The 17,690-nt window shown below is 72.5% G+C and carries 8 protein-coding genes; 3 read left to right on the forward strand and 5 right to left on the reverse strand.

The genetic code is table 11. The features are described 5' to 3' along the window. Positions 1–42 precede the first annotated feature (42 nt). From drmB to ACFY0I_RS13415, 4 genes are read right to left on the reverse strand one after another with little or no spacing between them, the layout of a single operon-like run. Positions 43–1,908 carry a DrmB family protein gene (gene drmB / locus ACFY0I_RS13400; protein ID WP_388893953.1) on the reverse strand — a complete coding sequence of 622 codons (1,866 nt, stop codon included), beginning with the start codon at positions 1,906–1,908 and terminating at the stop codon, positions 43–45. Beyond that, positions 1,905–5,240: a helicase-related protein gene (locus ACFY0I_RS13405; RefSeq protein ID WP_388893955.1), complete on the reverse strand. Its 3,336-nt coding sequence runs from the start codon at positions 5,238–5,240 to the stop codon at positions 1,905–1,907. The genes drmB and ACFY0I_RS13405 overlap by 4 nt, the downstream gene beginning before the upstream one ends. Continuing rightward, positions 5,237–7,156: a UvrD-helicase domain-containing protein gene (locus ACFY0I_RS13410; protein WP_388893957.1), complete on the reverse strand. Its 1,920-nt coding sequence runs from the start codon at positions 7,154–7,156 to the stop codon at positions 5,237–5,239. Before ACFY0I_RS13410 ends, ACFY0I_RS13405 begins: the two co-directional genes overlap by 4 nt. Beyond that, positions 7,153–11,919 (reverse strand): DEAD/DEAH box helicase, encoded by a 4,767-nt coding sequence (locus ACFY0I_RS13415; protein WP_388893959.1) that lies wholly within the window; start codon positions 11,917–11,919, stop codon positions 7,153–7,155. Before ACFY0I_RS13415 ends, ACFY0I_RS13410 begins: the two co-directional genes overlap by 4 nt. A gap of 473 nt (positions 11,920–12,392) precedes the next feature. Here ACFY0I_RS13415 and ACFY0I_RS13420 point away from each other — a divergent pair, with 473 nt between their 5' ends. The 3 genes from ACFY0I_RS13420 to ACFY0I_RS13430 are packed head-to-tail and all read left to right on the forward strand — an operon-like array spanning position 12,393 to position 16,419. Continuing rightward, the gene (locus tag ACFY0I_RS13420; protein WP_388893961.1) at positions 12,393–14,537 is read left to right on the forward strand and encodes a helix-turn-helix domain-containing protein; all 2,145 of its coding nucleotides are present in this window, start codon (positions 12,393–12,395) and stop codon (positions 14,535–14,537) included. Next, positions 14,534–15,538, forward strand: a complete 1,005-nt coding sequence (locus ACFY0I_RS13425; RefSeq protein ID WP_388893963.1) for a hypothetical protein — start codon at positions 14,534–14,536, stop codon at positions 15,536–15,538. The genes ACFY0I_RS13420 and ACFY0I_RS13425 overlap by 4 nt, the downstream gene beginning before the upstream one ends. After that, the gene (locus ACFY0I_RS13430; protein ID WP_388893964.1) at positions 15,535–16,419 is read left to right on the forward strand and encodes a DUF6339 family protein; all 885 of its coding nucleotides are present in this window, start codon (positions 15,535–15,537) and stop codon (positions 16,417–16,419) included. Before ACFY0I_RS13425 ends, ACFY0I_RS13430 begins: the two co-directional genes overlap by 4 nt. Position 16,420: 1 nt before the next feature. Here the strand turns inward: ACFY0I_RS13430 and ACFY0I_RS13435 are convergent, their stop codons facing one another. After that, positions 16,421–17,686, reverse strand: a complete 1,266-nt coding sequence (locus ACFY0I_RS13435) for a DNA cytosine methyltransferase (RefSeq protein WP_388893966.1) — start codon at positions 17,684–17,686, stop codon at positions 16,421–16,423. Positions 17,687–17,690: the final 4 nt, after the last annotated feature.

Below are 17,690 nucleotides of genomic sequence, written 5' to 3' on the forward strand. Positions count from 1 at the left end.
CGCGCGCGGCGACGCCCGCCCCGTCCCACGGCGTCGGCGTGCTCACCGGTCGAGCAGGTGGGCGAAGAATCCGATGGAGGGGTCCTCCGGGGTGCCGATGAGGAGCGCCCGGTCGAGCAGGCCGTTGTTGTACTCGCAACTGGTCTCCGGGAGCATCACGCAGGCGTGGCAGGCGGCCAGGTTGGTGCCGCCCGCCCCGGAGGTCCCGGTCTCGACGCAGAGCGGGTCGGCGGAGCACCACTCGGCGCGGTGGACGGCCGCGCGCACCGCCCGGGCGAGGCGGTCGGTCTCGCCCTGGGCGACGAGGCCGCCGAGGCTGCCGGCGGAGTCGCTGGTGGCCGTGTAGATCAGTACGCCGGCCATGTCGTCGCCCGAGTAGACGCGCTCGCGGAGCGAGGCGGAGGGGTAGCCGGAGTCCAGGCTCCACTCGTCGATCATCACGTGCGCGAAGGTGTGCAGCAGGGCCATGCGCGGGCTCGCCGGCGAGAGCGGGACGCGGGTGGGGTCGGAGGCCCGTTCGGCGAGGACCCGCTGGTGCCGTTGCCGCATCCCGTCCACGCGCTCGGCGACGGCGGGCAGTTCGGCCCAGGCGTCGATCCGGTCCTCGTCGAGGCGGAGGAAGACGCCCTCGCCGTGCACCTCCATGGCGGGCAGCCAGTCGGTGGGGGTCAGGGAGAGCGCCGCCTCGTGTCCCTCGGAGGAGGTCTCGGGGTCGATGACCCGGGTGAAGGCCTTGAGCGCACGGACCTCGCGGAGCTTCTTCACCAGCATCGGGGTGCCCAGGCCCAGGCCGATCAGCGGCTTCGCGTCGCCGGTCGGACGCTCGCAGACGAACTGCTCGGTGCGGTGGCCGGATCCCTCCGGGTGGCCCGCGCAGAGCCGGGCGTACTCCATGTCGCGCAGGGCCCGGTAGCGCTGCTCCTGGTCGACGTCGCGGCCTTCGTCCCCGGTGGTGTCCTCGGCCTGCATCGCCGCGAGCAGTTCCATGACCTCCTCGGGCGTCACCGGGGGCGGGGTCCCGTCGAAGACGTACTTCAGGTGGATCTCGATCTCGGCGAGGGAGGAGCAGCCGCGGAGCTTGTCCCAGTGCTTGTCCAGGGCGTGCGCCCGGGTGTCGCTCCACGGCGGGATGGACAGGGCCGAGCGGAGCACCGGCTGCCACACCGAGGAGGAACCGCGCTGGAGGGTCCGGGGCGTCCGGGCGCAGGGCTTGTCCGGCGCGTCCTTCAGCCAGGGCCGTTTGCCCTCGCAGCGGATGTTCAGGTCCTTGAGGGCGCCGCGCCGGAAGGAGCCCTCCATCGACACCTCCGGCACGCCGCAGGAGCAGGAGAGCACGACCGAGCGGAGCGAGGAGGTGCGGCCCGAGGAGGCGAGGGTCATCCGGCCTCCGCAGAAACCGGCCTGGCCGTCGCCGCGTCGCCCCCGGTGCAGCCACTTCCAGTACGGGAAGTCGGCGAGGTGCCCGTCCTCGCAGGCCACCACGAAGCGGGACGGTACGAGGGCCTCCGCGCACTCGGCGCACTCGTTGCGCCCGGGGGGTGAGTTGAACTTCCGTACGTGGTCCAGGGCGTGGCACTCGGGACAGTGGTGCCACAGCGGGAACCGGCGCACCCGGACGCCGTCGCGGCTGTCGTCGCCGGAGGCTGGCGGGAGGCGGAACCGGCGCACGCCCAACACCCGGGCGAGGCGGGGCTCGTGGATCACGGGGGCCTCGTCGCGGGGCCAGTGTTCCTCGGCGGAGTCGATGCCGGAGACGATGAACGACTCCTGCTCGACCGCGATCAGCGATCCGACCCCGTAGGTGGTGATGGCCTGGGCCCGGCGGATGGCGCCCCGACGGGGCAGGCTGCGGGCCGGTGCGGCGGAGCCGTCGGCCCGGCGCCGACCGCGTGAGGGGGGCGGGGTCATCGGGATGCCTCCATGAACAGTGCGGACTCGGCGTCGACGTCGCGCAGGGACCACAGGGTCTCCCACGCCTCCACGCCCTCCATGGCGTCGTTGTAGGGCTTGAGCAGCGAGGGGACGGTACGGCCGCGCTTCGGCTCGTAGTGGAGGCCTCCGTGGGCCTCCGCCTCGGTGTACCACCAGTCGATGAACTCGTCGAAGGCGGCGGCCACGTGGGCCACCTCCTGGGCGGCGGTCCGCGGCGGGGAGACCCGCTCGACCCGTTCGAGGATCCTCGGGCGGATCTCGTTCCTCAGTTCGTCCACGAAGAGGTCGATGTTCCCGGCGGCGTCGTCGGCCCGGGCCGCGGGAATCAGGATGCGGGCCAGCGCGACGATCACCGCGTGCAGGCCGCGGTCACGGGCGCGGGCCGAGAAGGGCGTCACCGAGGTGGACTCGACCTCGCGGTAGAGGGCGGAGTGGAAGTGCTGGAAGTTCTCGTAGTGGGAACGGTCGCGGGAACGGCCCGCGTTGAGCATCACGGCCACCAGGCCGGGGTGCGCGCGGCCGACGCGACTGGTGGCCTGGATGTACTCGGCGGTGGTCTGCGGCTGGCCCATGACGGCCATCAGGCCGAGCCTGTCCACGTCCACGCCGACGGCGATCATGTTGGTGGCCAGGAGCACGTCCACCACGTCGGGGCCGGGGAGCCGCCGCTCGATCTGCTTGAGGCGGGCCGGGATGTCGCTGGCGTCGACCCGGCTGGTCAGCTCGGAGTGGTTGCCCACGGCGCGGACCGCGCACCCGTCGCGGTCGGCAAGGTGTTCCAGGTGGGCCACGACGTCGTCGTGGACCTGGAGTTCGGCGGCGGACAGCAGGCGCAGGCTGTTGAAGTAGCCGACCAGCGTCCAGTACGCGTCCCGCACCTCCTCGGTCGTGTCGGCCCGCATCGCCTGGTGGAGCAGGGTCGCGTAAGTGCGGATCAGCAGGGTGGACTGGCTGGTGCCGGGGGCGAGCAGACCGACGTAGCGGCGGGACGCCTTGTCGCGCGCGGAGGTCTCCACGGCGAACCATGAGTCGCGGGAGTCCAGGCCGGCGGGCGGGAACTGTCGCACCTCGCGGGAGAACAGGGCCCTGCCCTGTTCGGCGGCGCGGCGGATGGTCGCGGTCGAGGCGATCACCTTGGGCCGGTCGGCGAGCAGGTCGACGGCCGTCTCGTACAGTCCGGTCAGGGTGCCCAACGGGCCCGAGATCAGGTGCAGTTCGTCCTGGACGATCAGCTCCGGGGGCGGGGTGGCGTCCTCGCGGTCGCGGTTGAAGAGGGCGGCGGTCAGCGCACGCCACGGCATCGAGGCGAACTTGTCGACGGTGGCGATCACCAGGGTGGGCCTGGCCCGGTACACGGTCTCGTCGACGAGGTGTACGGGCAGGCCGTCGGCGAACGCGCAACCCGCGCCGGGGCAGCGCACGTCCATCCGGACGGCCTCGCGGTCGACGGAGTAGTGGTGGGCGTCGAGGGCGGACCCGCACCAGGGGCAGGCGTGCAGTTGGACCGGGTTCTCCTTCTGGAGCACCTTGCCGGAGCGGGCCGCCCCGAGCTGTCGTTCGGCGACCTCGAGGGTGTTGGGGGTGGCGGAGCGCCCCACCCACATGCCGACGGAGATCTCCTCGTGGCCCAGTTCCCCGGGGTTCTCGCGGCGCATCCGCTCCATGGCGCAGATGAGGATCGCGGCGCGCTCGAACTGTTGGAGGGTGAGCAGCCTCAGCGTGTACCGCATCAGGACGGTGACGCCCGCGCCGGCCGCCCCGAGGCGCATCCGGCGCAGGAAGGTGGTCAGGGCGATCAGGCCCAGGTACGCCTCGGTCTTGCCACCACCGGTGGGGAACCACAGCAGGTCCGAGACCCCCCGGTCCGGGTGGTTCGGGTCGTCCACCCCGGCCAGGCACAGCAGGACGAAGGCGATCTGGAACGGGCGCCAGCGCGCCGAGGTCAGGTCGGGCTCGCCGGCCCGGCCTTCCTTGACCCAGGCGCTGCGGGCCCGCTGGGTCGCCATCGCCCGGTTGGCGAGTCGGAACGCCCGCATGAGGTCGGGCTTGTCGCGCAGCAGCGCGATGCCCTCCCGGAGCCGTTCGAGGGCTCCCGCGCAGGCCGTGACCTGGGCGGAGGCGGCCTCTTCGTACGAGGTTCCGGTCAACGCCGCCGCTTCGGCCCGCTTGCGCGCGATCCAGAGCTCGTATCCGGCGGCCAGCCCTTCCAGGGCGGCGATCACCTCGCTGTCGGGGGCATCGGCGAGGCCGAGCATGGTGAGGGCACGGTCGTCGATCTCCGGGTTGGAGTCGGTGAGCAGCACCTCGTGGGTGGGGACGAACTCGGTGCGCACCTCGCTCACCCCGGCACGCTCCACGTCGGTGACGCCGACCGGGGGCGGGGTCCAGTCCCACACCGCCGCGCAGCCGTGGCCGGCGGCGAAGGTGGGCGCGTGCCGGTGCAGCAACCGGCTGGTCTCCAGCTCGGGGTCGACGGCGGACAGGGTGACGGGGCGCTCCACGAAGGCGCTCGACCCGTTGCCGGCGCGGACGTTCAGCCCGGTCTGGAACAGGGCGAAGGCGTCCTGGAGTTCCCGCTCACCCACCTGCTGGACGTTGACGAGGGTGACCGTGACGGTGACGGTGCCGGTCTGCCGCGCAGCTCGGCGCACGAGCACTTCGAGCCGGGCCGTACCGTCCACCAGGTCCCGCGAGGCCCCGCGCCCCGGGTACGTCACGTCGACGGTGGTGTCGGGCAGGTCCAGCTCCACCCGGCGCCAGTGTTCTCGCTGGTCGGAGGTGGTACGGGCCTCACTGCGGCGGGCCGACACCGGACGGCCCTCGGCGTCCTGCGGTGCGTAGACGGCGGCCCGGGCCGAGATCACGATCTCCCGGCACACGGCGAGGTCGACCGCGAAGGTCAGCCCCAGCGTGGACGGCCGCCGGTCACCGGCGTTGGGGCGCTCGAGGGCCGGCGCGGACTCGTCGAGGCGGTCCGCCCCGCTCACGGGCTCCTCGTCCAGGCCCTCCTCCTCGGCGGCGTCCTCCTGGAGGCGCAGGCCGGCCGCGGCGTCCGCCGGGCGGGGGAAGAGCACGCCCATGGGGTAGCGGGTGAGCGGGGCGTCCTGCTCCAGCACCTCGGCGCGGCCCCGGGCGCCTTCGTGGCCGTCGGCATGCCCGGGGCCGTCGGGTCCTTCTTGACCGTCGGCGCCTTCTTGACCGTCGGGGCCTTCGTGGCCGTCGGGTCCCAGGAGCTCCCGGCGGAGCCGGGCCACCAGGTCCTCGCGGACCTCGTAGTGCGCGGCGTGCCGACCGGCGTGGATGCTCATTGCTGCTCCTCCTGGGCTCCGGCGGAACGCCGGAACCGTCCGATTCCACTGATGCGCGGTGCGATCCACACCCCGTGGGCGCCCAGACCGGCGTTGGCCCCGGCGGCGGCGCTGCCCGCGACCGACTCCAGGCAGTCGACCCGCAGGCCGACGACCTCCGTCGGCCAGCTGATCTGCCGGCTCGCGCCGACCTTCAAGGTCGCGTACAGGTCGCTCCGAAAGACTTCGGAGGCGTCCCCGATCTCCCGTCCCTCGTGCAGCAGCGCGTACCGGGGGCTCTGGAAGGGCCCCATCGGAAGGTCGTCGCGCAGCCGGAACGTGACCGCGTCGCCGGGCCTGACCCGCTCCAGCAGGTACCGCTGGGCGCCCGCGGCGTCGTTCTGCGCGTCGGCCGGCTCCAGGGCGCACACGTCCGCGGCCCGCACCTCGACGCCGTCGCGCCGCCACCGGTGGTGCCGGTTGGGGACGCCCCGGTACCAGCGGCCGGTCGGCTTGTGCTTGAGGACCGTCACCGTCTCCGGCCCGGCGACCCGGTACAGGTCCTCCCGGGCCCGGGTCATCGCCACGTAGAGGGCGCGCGTCTCGGCGGGCACGTCGAGGTCTGCGGTACGGCGACGCAGTTCGGCCACGGCCGGCGGGGTGAGCAGCACCACCCGGTCGAACTCCAGGCCCTTGGACCGGTGCACCGTGGAGACGACCAGTCGGGCCGGTTCCGGGTCGGCCAGCTCGTCCGGGAAGCGGCGCTCCACCACCAGCCCGCGCAGCCGCGCCACGTCGAGCGTGCCCCGACCGGTACCGCGCGCCGCGGCGCGCAGCGCCCGCCACACCCGGTCCGGGTCGGTGCCCTCGGGCAGCGGCATCCCGCCCAACAACGCGCGCAGCTGCGTTTCGGTGAGGGTCGCGGCCGCCGTGCGCCGCAGGAGTTCGGCGGCCCAGTACGGGACGGGCCGGTCCTGGAGCGAGCGGCGCAGGGCGTGCGGTACGTCCCGGGTGTGCAAGGACTCCGAGACGAGCAGGGCCTGCCGGTTGTCGCGGGTCAGGATCGCGCAGGTGCCGGGGTAGGACCGCAGCGTTTCCAGGGTGAAGGGGTCGTCGAGCGGGCCCAGGTCGGGCAGGTCGAGCAGCAGCCCTCGCAGCTCCCCGTGGAGCCGTTCGGCGGCCGCGTCGGCGCCCTCGGGGGCGCTGCCGATGCCCTGCAGGGCGTGGCCGAGCGGGAGCGCGGTGCGGGCTTCGGGGGTGACGGCCCGGAAGTTGCGCGTCAGCCGAAGCTCGACCAGGTCCTCGGCGTACGAGGCCCGCACCCAGCGCAGGAAGAGATCGGCGCGGTCGGCGTACTCCTCGGGGTCCTCGATCTGGAAGTCGTAGATCGCCTGGGCGCTGTCGCCGACCAGGGTGAACCCGCAGGATTCCTGGAGGCGGTCGAGGAGCGACTCCACCAGTTCCCTGCGCGCTCCCACCAGGTCCTGCACCTCGTCGATGATCACGTGCGCGGGCGGACCGGCCTCCAGGGCCTCCAGGGCTCCCTTCTCGATCGCGTCGGTGGCCGCCCGGATCCGCTCGTCGAAGGAGAGCGCCGACCACGCCCCGTCCGGGACGGTCCGGACGAGCAGGGAGTAGGCCCAGGAGTCGAAGGTCTGCGCCCGCACCCGTCGGGCGTGCTCGCCGTGCCGGGCGATCCGGTCGCGCAGTTCACGGACCGCCGCCCGGGAGAAACTGAGGACCAGCAGGTCGCAGGCGTCGAGGGCCTCGTCCGGGTCGATGTGCCCGACGAGGGCTTCCATGCGGCGCACCAGGGTGTGGGTCTTGCCGGCGCCCGCTCCGGCGGTGACCAGCAGACGGGTGTCCCAGGGCTGCTCCACGACGGCCCGCTGCTCCGGAGTGAGGACCGGACCGTCCTCGGAAGGGAGGGTGGTCACTTCTTGCTCCACAGGTGCTCGAACTTGGTGAAGGCGAGGGTGGTGTCGAAGTTCCGGATGTTGTCGCGGACGTTGAGGATCAGGCAGGTGTCCTTGCCGCCGTTGCGGGGGCCGCGCAGGCCGCGTCCGATCATCTGCTGGTAGACGTTCGGGCTGTAGACGGGGCGGGCGACGACCACCGCGCGGGTGGCGGGGGCGTCGAATCCCTGGGTGAGGACCCCGTAGTTGGTGAGGACCCGCACGCTGCCGTCGCGGAACTCCCGGACCCGGGCCCGGCGGTCGTTGTCGGAGGTGGTGGAGTCGACGGAGGACGCGGAGATCCCCCGGTCCTTCAGCCGGGCCGCCAGGTACTTGGCGTGCTCCACCGAGGTGGCGAACACCAGTACCGGCCAGTCCGCGGGCATGTCCGCGATCTCGGAGACGATGCGGCGGCTGCGGTCGTGGTCGTCGGCCAGCCGCTGTTCGGCGGCTTTGGACAGCAGGCTGAACTGTTCGGCGCTCTGCCGTTCCTCCCGGCTCAACTCAATGGTGCCGCCGGTCAGTTCCCGGTGCTCGACCTGCGCGAGGACGCCCAGCTCCTGGAGGTGCCGGTAGGGGTCCCCGGAGGGGAAGACGCCCTCGTCCAGCCGGCGCGCGCCGAACCGGTTGACCAGCCGGCCGGTCTCCTCCTCGTTGTGGCCGCGGAACGGGGTGGCGGTGAGCCCGAGCAGGTGCCGCTCCGTCCGGTGCTGGGTCAGGCCGAGCAGGGTCAGGATCTCGGTGTAGCGCGGGCTGGTCGCCACGTGCGCCTCGTCCACGACGACCAGCGCGGCGGCCCGCAGCCAGCCGTACCGGTCGTTGTCCAGGCAGGCCTGGAGCTTGGCGTCGGTGGCCACGACGAGCTGCGGTCCGTCGGTGACCGGGGCCGCCTCGTTCGAGGTCCAGAGCCGGTTGATCGTCAGTCGGGTGCGCGCTCCGGCCTTGCTCCAGACGAACTGCCAGCTCTGCACGGCCTGTTCGCACAGTTCCTCGGTCTGCGCGATCCACAGGATCGGCCCCGCGAGGTCGCCCGCCTGCTTCACCCACCGGATGACGGCCTCGGCGGTAACGCGCGTCTTGCCGGCGCCGGTGGGCAGCGACAGCATGGCCCGCTGCGGTGCCAGCCGGTCCAGCATCTCGAAGATGTTGAGGGCGAGTCGTTCCTGGTAGTCGTGCAGGCGCGGGAAGTCGCGGGGACCGTCCACCGTCAGGCTCTGGTCGAGGGTCGGCGCCCGGTGGCCGGCGAACGGCACCGGCAGGCCGAGGTCGGCGACGAAGGAGACGGCCGCCGAGCCGCCGGAGTAGGACGACGGGGCGGTCGGGAAGCGTTCCTGGATGTCTCGGGCGTGGGTCTTGAGGACGGTGTCGCCGTGCGCGTTGAACGCCAGCTGCGCGGTCCGGCGCCCCGTGGGTTCCCGCCCGCCCAGCTCCTGGGTCTCGGCCTCCATCAACCCGGCCGGCAGCCGATCGCGCAGGGCCTCCGCCCCGATCAGCAGCTCCAGTTTGGCCGTCACGTCGGTGGCCTCGCGGATCGCCTTGAACGCGGACCGCACCTGCTCGTCCTGATCCTGGCGGACCTGCGCCTCCAGCACGGCGCGGCAGCCGGCCTCGCCCAACCGCAGGCCGACCTCACGGTCCACCGCCCGGAGCGTGCCGAGTCGGTCCAGTGCGTCCAGAACCTTGATCACGTTGCCCTGTCGGGCACTCTCCAGGGACCTCGGTCGGGCGCCGTTCGGGGTACGGACGACCTCCTCCAGGGTGGAGCAGCGCAGCAGCGAGTACGTGCCGACGGAGGCGCCCATCCGCCGGCGCAGCGTCGGGAACTCCTCGGACAGCGGGACCGCCCCCGCGCTCGACTCGTGACGGGTCTCGCGGCTGACGACGTCGTCGTGGCGGAGCATGCCCCACTGCTCGACCATCAGGTCGGCGGAGCCCTCGTCCGGCATCAGCAGTGCGGGCACCCGCTCGGCCCGCAGCGAGCGGTACTCCTCCGGGTTCGCGGCGACGGCGATCTCGCCGTCCTCCCGGGTGTCCCAGGCGTCGCCGATCCGGCAGCGGGTCAGGGAGCCTTCGGGGAAGTCGATCTCCAGGCGGGTCAGCAGGGCGTAGGTGGAGCCGACGAACCCGTCGTCCTCGCTGGCCTGAAGCTTGCCCAGGAGCTGCTCCCACTGCTCGGAGCGGACCTTCTCCACGCTGTCCGCGAGGCGCAGCTTGCGCGCCTTCTCGACGCTGAGCGAGGCGACCGGGAGCACGTCGCGGTAGGCGGAGAGCTGCGGACCGACGGCTTCCTTGAGGGACTTGACGCCCTGTGAGGTCTCGACCCGGCCGTGCCGGGACAGCATCCAGCGGATCGGGGACGGGGCCTGCTGGCGGGTGGCGATCTGCGCGCCGATCTGCAGCGTCCAGTTCTCCATCATCCCGTCGTCCGGGAGCACGCGCAGGAACGCGGCGCGGGCCGGCTCGGAGAGCCGGGGAAGGAGGTGCAGGGGGCCGCCGACGGCCGCCCCCTCGATCTTGGTGCGGGCCAGGGTCGGGCGGCTCGCCCGGTCGTCGAGCCGGCGGCAGTACGCCGCGTGCATGGCTTCCCGGTACTCCTCGAACCAGTCCTCGCCCTCCGGCCGGTGGCCGGCGCTCGGGCGTTCCCGCAGACCCACCTCGCGGAAGAAGCCCGTGTCGTCGGAGTGGAAGAACATGTCCACCGCGATCGCGGGGTCGCTCTGCGCGGTGACGACGGCGCCGGGCAGCATGCAGTCGCGCATCGTGTGGAACCGGCCGTCCGCGGTGCGCACCATGAGGGTGCTCGGCGCGTCGGGCACCCGGCTGATCACCTCGTGTCCCACGACGAGGGTGCCCGCCTGGTGGAACAGGTCCCAGAACCGCTTCCATTCCTGCGGCCCGTACGAGCCGAGGCCCTGGTCCAGGACGCTCAGGAAGCGGCCCCGGACGTCGGCCTCCTGGATGCCGAGGACGGTCAGCGCGGACGACAGCGACGGGTTCTCGGACAGTGCGCGGTCCACGTAGACGAGGGATTCCGGCAGGCCGTCCTCCTCGGTGCGACGGAACACCTTGCCGCGGATCGGGGCGACGAGGCCCTCCTCCTCGGTGAGCACGATTTTGGCCGTGCACGCCTCGGCGGCGCAGGAGGCCTTCGACTCGACCATGTCGGCGACGATCCGGATCGCGGTCTCCGACGCCTCGGCGGAGCCGTCGGACACCAGGGCTTCGAGCCATTGGCGGACCGTCGCCCGCTGCTGTCCGGTCGTACCGAGGATGTGCCCGACCTTGCCCGATCGCAGGTCGGTGGCCTCGACCGAGGGGTGCACCCAGTCCCGGGGGCGCCCGGGGTAGGCGTGCCAGTCGCGCAGCCGGCGGTTCTGCGAGGTGGTGTCCGGTCCCAGGTCGGGGTGGACGTTCAACTCGCCTGGTGTGCGCAGCACTCCGTCCTGGTCCGGCAAGGACGGGTTGACGGCCGCGGCGGCCCAGATCTGCTCGGTGAGCAACCGGTCGGCCCAGCTGATCACCTCGGCGCCCTTGGTGCGCCCCGGCAGCAGCGGGAGGTACGCGCCGGGGTCCTCGGCGGGGGCCAGTTCCGGCAGGGAGGCGACCACCAGCCGGGCCGCGACCTGGATCATCTCGACGTTGAAGGGCGAGGAGTCCAGCAGGTTCTGCCGGTCCTCGTTGGTCTTCCACGCGCCGTTGAGGATGCCGCTGAGGGTCATCTCGTACTTCGTCGGGAAGAAGGACCAGAACCGGCCGCGGCCCCGGGCGTCGGGTGCGCCGAACAGTCCGGTGCGCTCGTCCTTCCGGTACGCGGGTACCGCCCAGGCCACGTCGATGGAGAGCCGGTCGTGCAGTTCGCCGGCGTCGCGGCGGGCCACGGCGGTCGGCTCGTGGGTCCGGGTGAAGACGCGCCACTTGGAGTCGACGGGCGGCTTTCCGGTGCGCTCCTCGTGGATCCCGCGCCGGCTCCCGTCCTGCTCGCCGCGCAGGGTACGACGGGCGATCGGGCGGGGTCGGCGGTCCTCCAGGGTGACCTGGCCGACGTGCGGGGAGAACAGGTGGAAGCCGGCCGGGAACTCCTCCCGGGCCTCGTGGCTCACCTTGGCCCGGTGGCCGTGTATGTCCTTGCCGAGGCGGTCGGCCGCGCCGTCCAGCAGCGGCAACCGGACCACCGTGGTGGCCCACTCCAGGAGTTCGTCGAGCACCGGGTCGTGCAGGCGCTCGGCCTCCATGTCCAGCGCGCGGGCCATGCGCAGCACCGGCGCCTCGAACGCCCCGCCCAACTGCTCGCGCACTCCGGGCACGTCGTGGATCTGCGCGTACGACCAGGTCCGGTCGAAACCGAAGCTGCCGGTGCGGCTGAAGAACTCGGGGGTGTCGGTCACCACCAGGACCGACTTCACACCCACTCCGAACCGGCCGATCTGACCGCCGCGCTTGCGGGACATGCTCATGCGCAGGATGGTCTCGGCGCCCTCGGCGGTCACCGGGTTTCCCTGGTTGGCGCAGTAGAGGTGCGTGTCGGTGAGGACGACGTGGATCCGGCCGCCGGGCTCGTCACGGATCTCGTCGGCGGCGTTCTGGACCAGCTCGAACAGCTGCCGGTCGCCGTACCCGCCCTGGGTGATGCGGCGCTCGCCGTTGGCGTGTTCGGGAATCAGACCCGGATCGACACGGTAGGTCTCCAGAACGCGAAGGGACTGTTCGGTGACGGTGCGGATCACGGGGGACTGCGAATCGGCCACGAATGATTCCACTTCAGGACGAAGGGGTGGACGGGGAGGACGACGATCGGTGGTGTCAACGGCCGAAGTGCGCCGCAGGCCCATGGGGGGCGACGCGCTGGCGGCCGGTCCGGTTCCGATCCGGCGCCGCCGGGGTGCGGGCCACGGGCGGGTGGGACGGAGGGCACAACCGTGCCCGGGAGGGCGGTGGTTGATCCCGGTGTTCGCGGGGTGACCGAGATCAACTCAATCACGGGCCGATGACGTTGAGCAAGGGGTTGTTCACCCGGCGACACCACCCGCGAAGCCGCGAGCTTTCGCCTCGTTCCCTCACCAACAGGACAGCGCTCCACCCTTGTTTTCCTACCGACCCGATGGCCCGCCCCTGCCGACCGCCCGCCTTGTCAATGAGAAATTGACAAGCCATCTCGACGTCAACAGCCTTGCGGTACGGTGGTTCTCACCCCAGTGGATCAAGCGGAAGCAGGTGGCACGTGAGGGCGGCTGAGGAGTTCGGTCCCTGGCTGGCACGCCAGCTCAAGAACGCCAGGAAGAGCCAGACCGAACTGGCCGATGAGCTCGGCATGACCCGGGCCGCCGTCTCCGCCTGGATCGTCGGCCGTTCCGTCCCGCGGGACGACGCCATCCGTCGCATCGCCGAGATCCTGCGGACCGACCTGGAGACCATCCACACCCGCAGCACCGATGCCCAGGCCGGGTTGCCCGTCTCCTGGTACCACCGGCCCGGTCACCGCGACGGTGGCCGCGAGTACGGCAACGCCGCGGCCTTCGCCTTCGAGGCCGACGTATCGGTCCTGGCCCGCGAGGCCACCCAGAACAGCCTCGACGCGCGCCTCGACCCCTCCGAGCCCGTCCGCGTCCGCTACACCCTGCACGAACTGACCGGCGAGGCCCTCGCCCGGTTCCGCGAGGCCATCGACTGGGAACGGCTGCATCCCCACTACGAGGCGCTGACCGGCGACCGCGTCAAGCAGGGCAAGGTCTCCCGCACGGTCTCGGCGGGACTGCGCGACATGTACCAGCACGACCGCCTGCTGCTGCTGCGCGTCGACGACTACAACGCCACCGGACTGACCGGCGGCGACTACGACAACGGCCTCTTCGCCGCCGTCGTGCGCCGACAGCTCGACAGCCACAAGAAGGACACCGGAGCGGGTGGGTCGTACGGCCTGGGCAAGGCGACCCTCTGGGCCACCAGTCGCCTCGGCCTCGTACTGATCAACTCCACCCTCTGCGAACCGCACGAGGGTCGCACCGAGCGCCGCGTGATCGGCCGGCTCGACCTCCCCTGGCGCGAGGTCGGGGGCGAGGAGTTCGCGGGCCCGGCCTGGTTCGGCCGTCCGGACCCGGACGCCAGGGCCGCCGACGTGGCGCGCTCGTGGTGGGCCGACGAGGAGACCGTCGAGAAGCTCCACCTCACCCGGGAGAGCGCCGCCCCCGGCACGTCCTTCCTCATCGTCGGCGCCCACGACGTCGCCAGCCTGGCACCCGTCACCGGCGCCTCCGACGACGAGGAGAGCACCGAGGACGACGACTCCCTGCACCGCATGCACGCCCGCCTCGTCGAGGCCCTCGGCCGCAACTTCTGGGCCGCCATGACCGGCAGCGGCGACCACAAGCCGCACCTGGAGGCGTCCGTCCGCAGCTGTCGCAACGGCGAGGTCGTCATCGCCGAGGAGCGCGTGGACCCGGTCGTCACCCAGCCCTCCCGCACCCGCGCGCTGCGCGCCTTCCTGGAGGGCACCACCGTCGACCGCCTCACCGCCCCCGGTCAGGTCGCCCGCGCCACCGTGCGGTTGAACGTGCCCCTGCACGGCGGCCAGGTCCGCGGCGGCGTGCCCCACGAGGCGGTGCTGCTGGTCACCCACGCCGAGGACGCCGACGGCCGCCCCAACCGGCTGGTCTCCATGCGGGGCAACCGCATGACCGTCAAGGACAGCGCCGTCACCAACATCCCGATCGGCACCAACGCCTTCCAGGCCGTGCTCCTCACCGGCCGCGCGGCGGGACAGGATTCCCCCGGAGCCGAGCACGCCGAGGAGTTCCTCCGCGCCTCCGAACCGCCCGAGCACAACAAGTGGGGGCAGACCGAGGAGCTCCGGCTCGCCTACTCGCCCTCCGCCCACCGCCGCATCACCGCCCTGACCGCGGCGGCCAACCATTCGGTGCGCGAGCTGGTCGCCGTACCCCGGGCCAAGCGCCGCAGCGGCGGCGAGGCCAAGATCGCCGGCCGGCTCAAGGTGGGCGGCGGCGCGAAGAAGGCCCGCCCCACCGGGGCCGCCGTGCTGCCCGAACTCGACCACGTGGACGCGCTGATCGACGAGAGCGGAGCCTGGTCGGTCACCGTCGACCTGCGGGTGTCGGCAGCCGTCGACACGGACCGTCCCGTCACTCCGGTCGCCAAGTTCGACGTCCGTTCCGGACCGCGTCCCGGCGCGCCCTGGAAGGACCTCGTCGCCGTCAGCGGTTGCGAGGTGGTCGACGGGTCCCTGCACCTGACCCCCGGCAGCCGCAAGGCGGTCTTCCGGGGCGTGACCGACGCGTCCCGCCACCCCGTCCGGGCCCAACTCACCGGACTCATCGTCGAACTGCGCACCGGAAAGGGGGAGCAGGCGTGAAGGTCTACCCCTACCGGCGGCTCACCGGCAACGTGTCCTGGCGCGTCGACAGCGCCGCGATCAAGGCCGAGGGCGAACCCTGGGAGGAGGTCGAGAGCAAGTACGTCTCCACCGTCGAACGCGTCGTGGCCCTGGGGCCCGACGAGGACCGCCCCGAGTGGACCCGGGCCAGGCTCCGCCTCTCCGTCGCCCTCCCCGCCAAGGCCGTGGACCCGGTCGGGCCGTGGCAGGACGTCAAGGTCGTCGCCGTACTCACCGAGCGCGCCACCAACACCCGTACGGCCGTGGAGTTCTCCCCGGTCTCCGACGACGGCCGCGAGCACGGCGCCGAGCTGTACCTGCACCGCTGCGACCTGCTCGACCGCGCCTCCCTCGACGTCCACGTCGTCGCCACCGTGGACGGTGTCCGCGGCCGGGTCATCGCCACCTCCGAGACGGAATGGTTCGTCGACGTCATCGAGGCGGCGCCGTCCCTGGCCCGCGAACTGGACGTCAGGATGGTCGGGTTCGCCTCGGGAACCGGCCGGCTCCAGCGGTACAAGGACTCCCCCTGGCTCATCGACACGACCGGCCGGATCCCCGTCGTGCGCGTCAACACCGACTTCGACGGTCTCGGCGACCTGATCGGCGCGGACGGCGGCAACGGGGCGGAGAAGACCGTCCGGGAACTCCTCCTCGCCCAGATGTGCTCCGACGTGTGGACCGCCGTCTTCCACTCCGCGGTCGGCGACCTGGAGGTCGAGGAGGACGGGACCCCGCTCCTCCCGCACGGCTGGCAGGGCGAGGTCCTCCGGGACATGCTGCCCGACGTGTACGCCGACCGTTCCCCGGAGCACGCCCTGCGCGAGGTCCACGCGGCCCGCACGGGCGCCTCCGCGACGAGTTGGGGCGAACTCCAGGCCCGGATCCAGTTCGCCGCCTCGCGCCGCGCGGGCCTCCCCCGGACGCTCTCCACCACCATCCGCGACCTGGAACGACTCACTCAGGGGGACGACGCATGACCGACCGGCCCAGCTTCTTCCCGGAGCGACTCGCGCTGCTCCCCAACGCCGAGGCCGCCGAGTTCCTCACCGAAGGCCTGCTCACCGGCCGCGAGGACGTCCCGAGCATCAAGCTCAACCAGGTCACCGAGCCGCTGCCGCACGCCGACCGGCGCGGCGAGCTGCTCCCCGTCCGGGACCTGGCCGAGGACGCCATGGCCTACTGCCGGGGCCGGGGGCTCAAGGCCACCCAGGCCGACGCCTGGCTCGCGCCCCGCCTGCACGCCGCCCTGCGGATCACCCGCCGGGAGGCGGCCGATCCCGGCTTCTGGAACTACCTCGCCCTCGGGGTCGCCCCCGACTACGTGGTCTGGCGGCACCTGGCGGAACCCAAGGACGGCAAGGTCGCCAAGGTGGCGACGGAGCGCTTCCGCGGCCAGTACCACAAGCAGGCCTTCGCCCGCCTCTGGTGGGCGGCCGAGCTCTTCCGCGACGGCGGGGACTACGCGCCCGTGGTGACGGCCTGCGGGAACCAGGACATCTTCAACACCGCCCTGCGGATGGCCGTGGTCAACCACCGGCCCACCGCACAGGCGATCGTCCGCCTGGTCGCGAAGGGCGTGATCACCACGGGTCGCGAGGTCAACGCCCTGGCCGGAGCCGTCAACGCCTCCGCCGCGACCCTGATGTACGAGGTGATCGCCCCCGACGCCGAGCGGGAGGCCCGTCCGCTGCTCGACTGGATCGAGGAGGCGCAGGACGCCCGCCAGGTGTCACGCAACGAGCTCCCGGCCGGCCCCGCCGAGGAGCCGGCGCCCGAACTCTCCGTCAGCACCCTGGTCGACTACTTCTGCGACCTCTTCGCGGACGCTCCGGCGGAGGCGGTCGACCAGGAGGACTGACCTACGGGGTCGGGCAGTTGGGACCGCAGCCGTCCGGAGCCCCGCAGCCCTCCTTGCGGAGGGTCGCACGATCCTCGTCGGCCGCCTCGGGCCAGTCCTCCCGCAGCCTCTCCTCCGGCGGGAGCGGCAGGGCCAGGGCGGCCGCGAGCACGTGCATGCCGAAGAGGGGCGGCACGGCGTTGCCGACCTGCTGCGATTTGTCGCCGCCCGACCAGGGGTAGTTGGGCGGGAAGGTCTGGAGGACGCCGGCCTCGGCGATGCGCAGCCGGTCGGGCGAGTGCGGGGTGCCGTTCGGGTGGCGCACGGCGTTGCGGGAGACCTTCCCCGTCACGGTGAACGACGGCTGCCGGTCCGTGCGGATGCCGCGCTTCTTCGGGTCACCGCCACTGCCGTAGTTCGACACGATCTCGAAGGGCGGCCTGCGGCCCGCGGTGCGACCCTTCCCCGCCTTGAGGACCTCACCCATCGGAACCCAGGGCCGCAGCGGACCCTCGGCTCCCGCGGTCGCCACCGCCGTCCCGTCCTCGGGGCCACCGCGCCGCGGCTTCTGCGGGTTGTAGGTGTGATGGGTGGCCCGGGGCAGCGGAGGGGTCCCGTGCCGGTCGAGCCGGGCGATCAGGATGGTGCGGCGGCGGGTCTGGGGGACCCCGTACGCCTCGGTGCGCAGGGTCTCGACCTCGGCCACCTTGTAGAGGACCTTCGTCCCGTCCGGGTGGGGCAGGCCCGCTTCCAGGGCTTCCCGGTAGACCTGCCACAGGGCCTTGACCGCCGGCACCTGCTCCAGGACGATCACGTCGAACGGTCGCCCCTCCCGGTTCGGGGAACCGAGGGCCGCGATCGCGTACCGGAGGGGCTCCAGGACCAGCGCGGTCCTGGGGTCGTCGCCCAGCTCGTGCAGCCGGCCGTCGATCTCCTCCTCGCAAACGCCGCTCACCAGGGCGTGGATGACCTGCTTGACCTCGTCCAGCGCCTTGCGCCCCGCGCCGCTGCCGGCCACCGAGTAGGTCTGGCACGGCGGCCCGCCGGCCAGCACGTTCAGCTCTGCGGGGAGGTCCTCGAACCTCTCCCGACGCACCGCGCTGACGTCCGCGTGCCAGGTCCGGAGCCCGGCGCGGTACCGCGTCTCACAGGCGTCCTTGTCCCACTCGATCCCGAGCGAGGGCACGTCCAGCATGTGCGCGGCTACGTCGAGGCCACCCGGACCGGCGAAAAGGTCCAGAATGTACGGATTCTCAAGGAATCTGGCGGCTGCGTCCGTGCTGGTCATGTGG

The organism is Streptomyces sp. NPDC001568 (assembly GCF_042893755.1).
Taxonomy (GTDB): Bacteria; Actinomycetota; Actinomycetes; order Streptomycetales; family Streptomycetaceae; genus Streptomyces.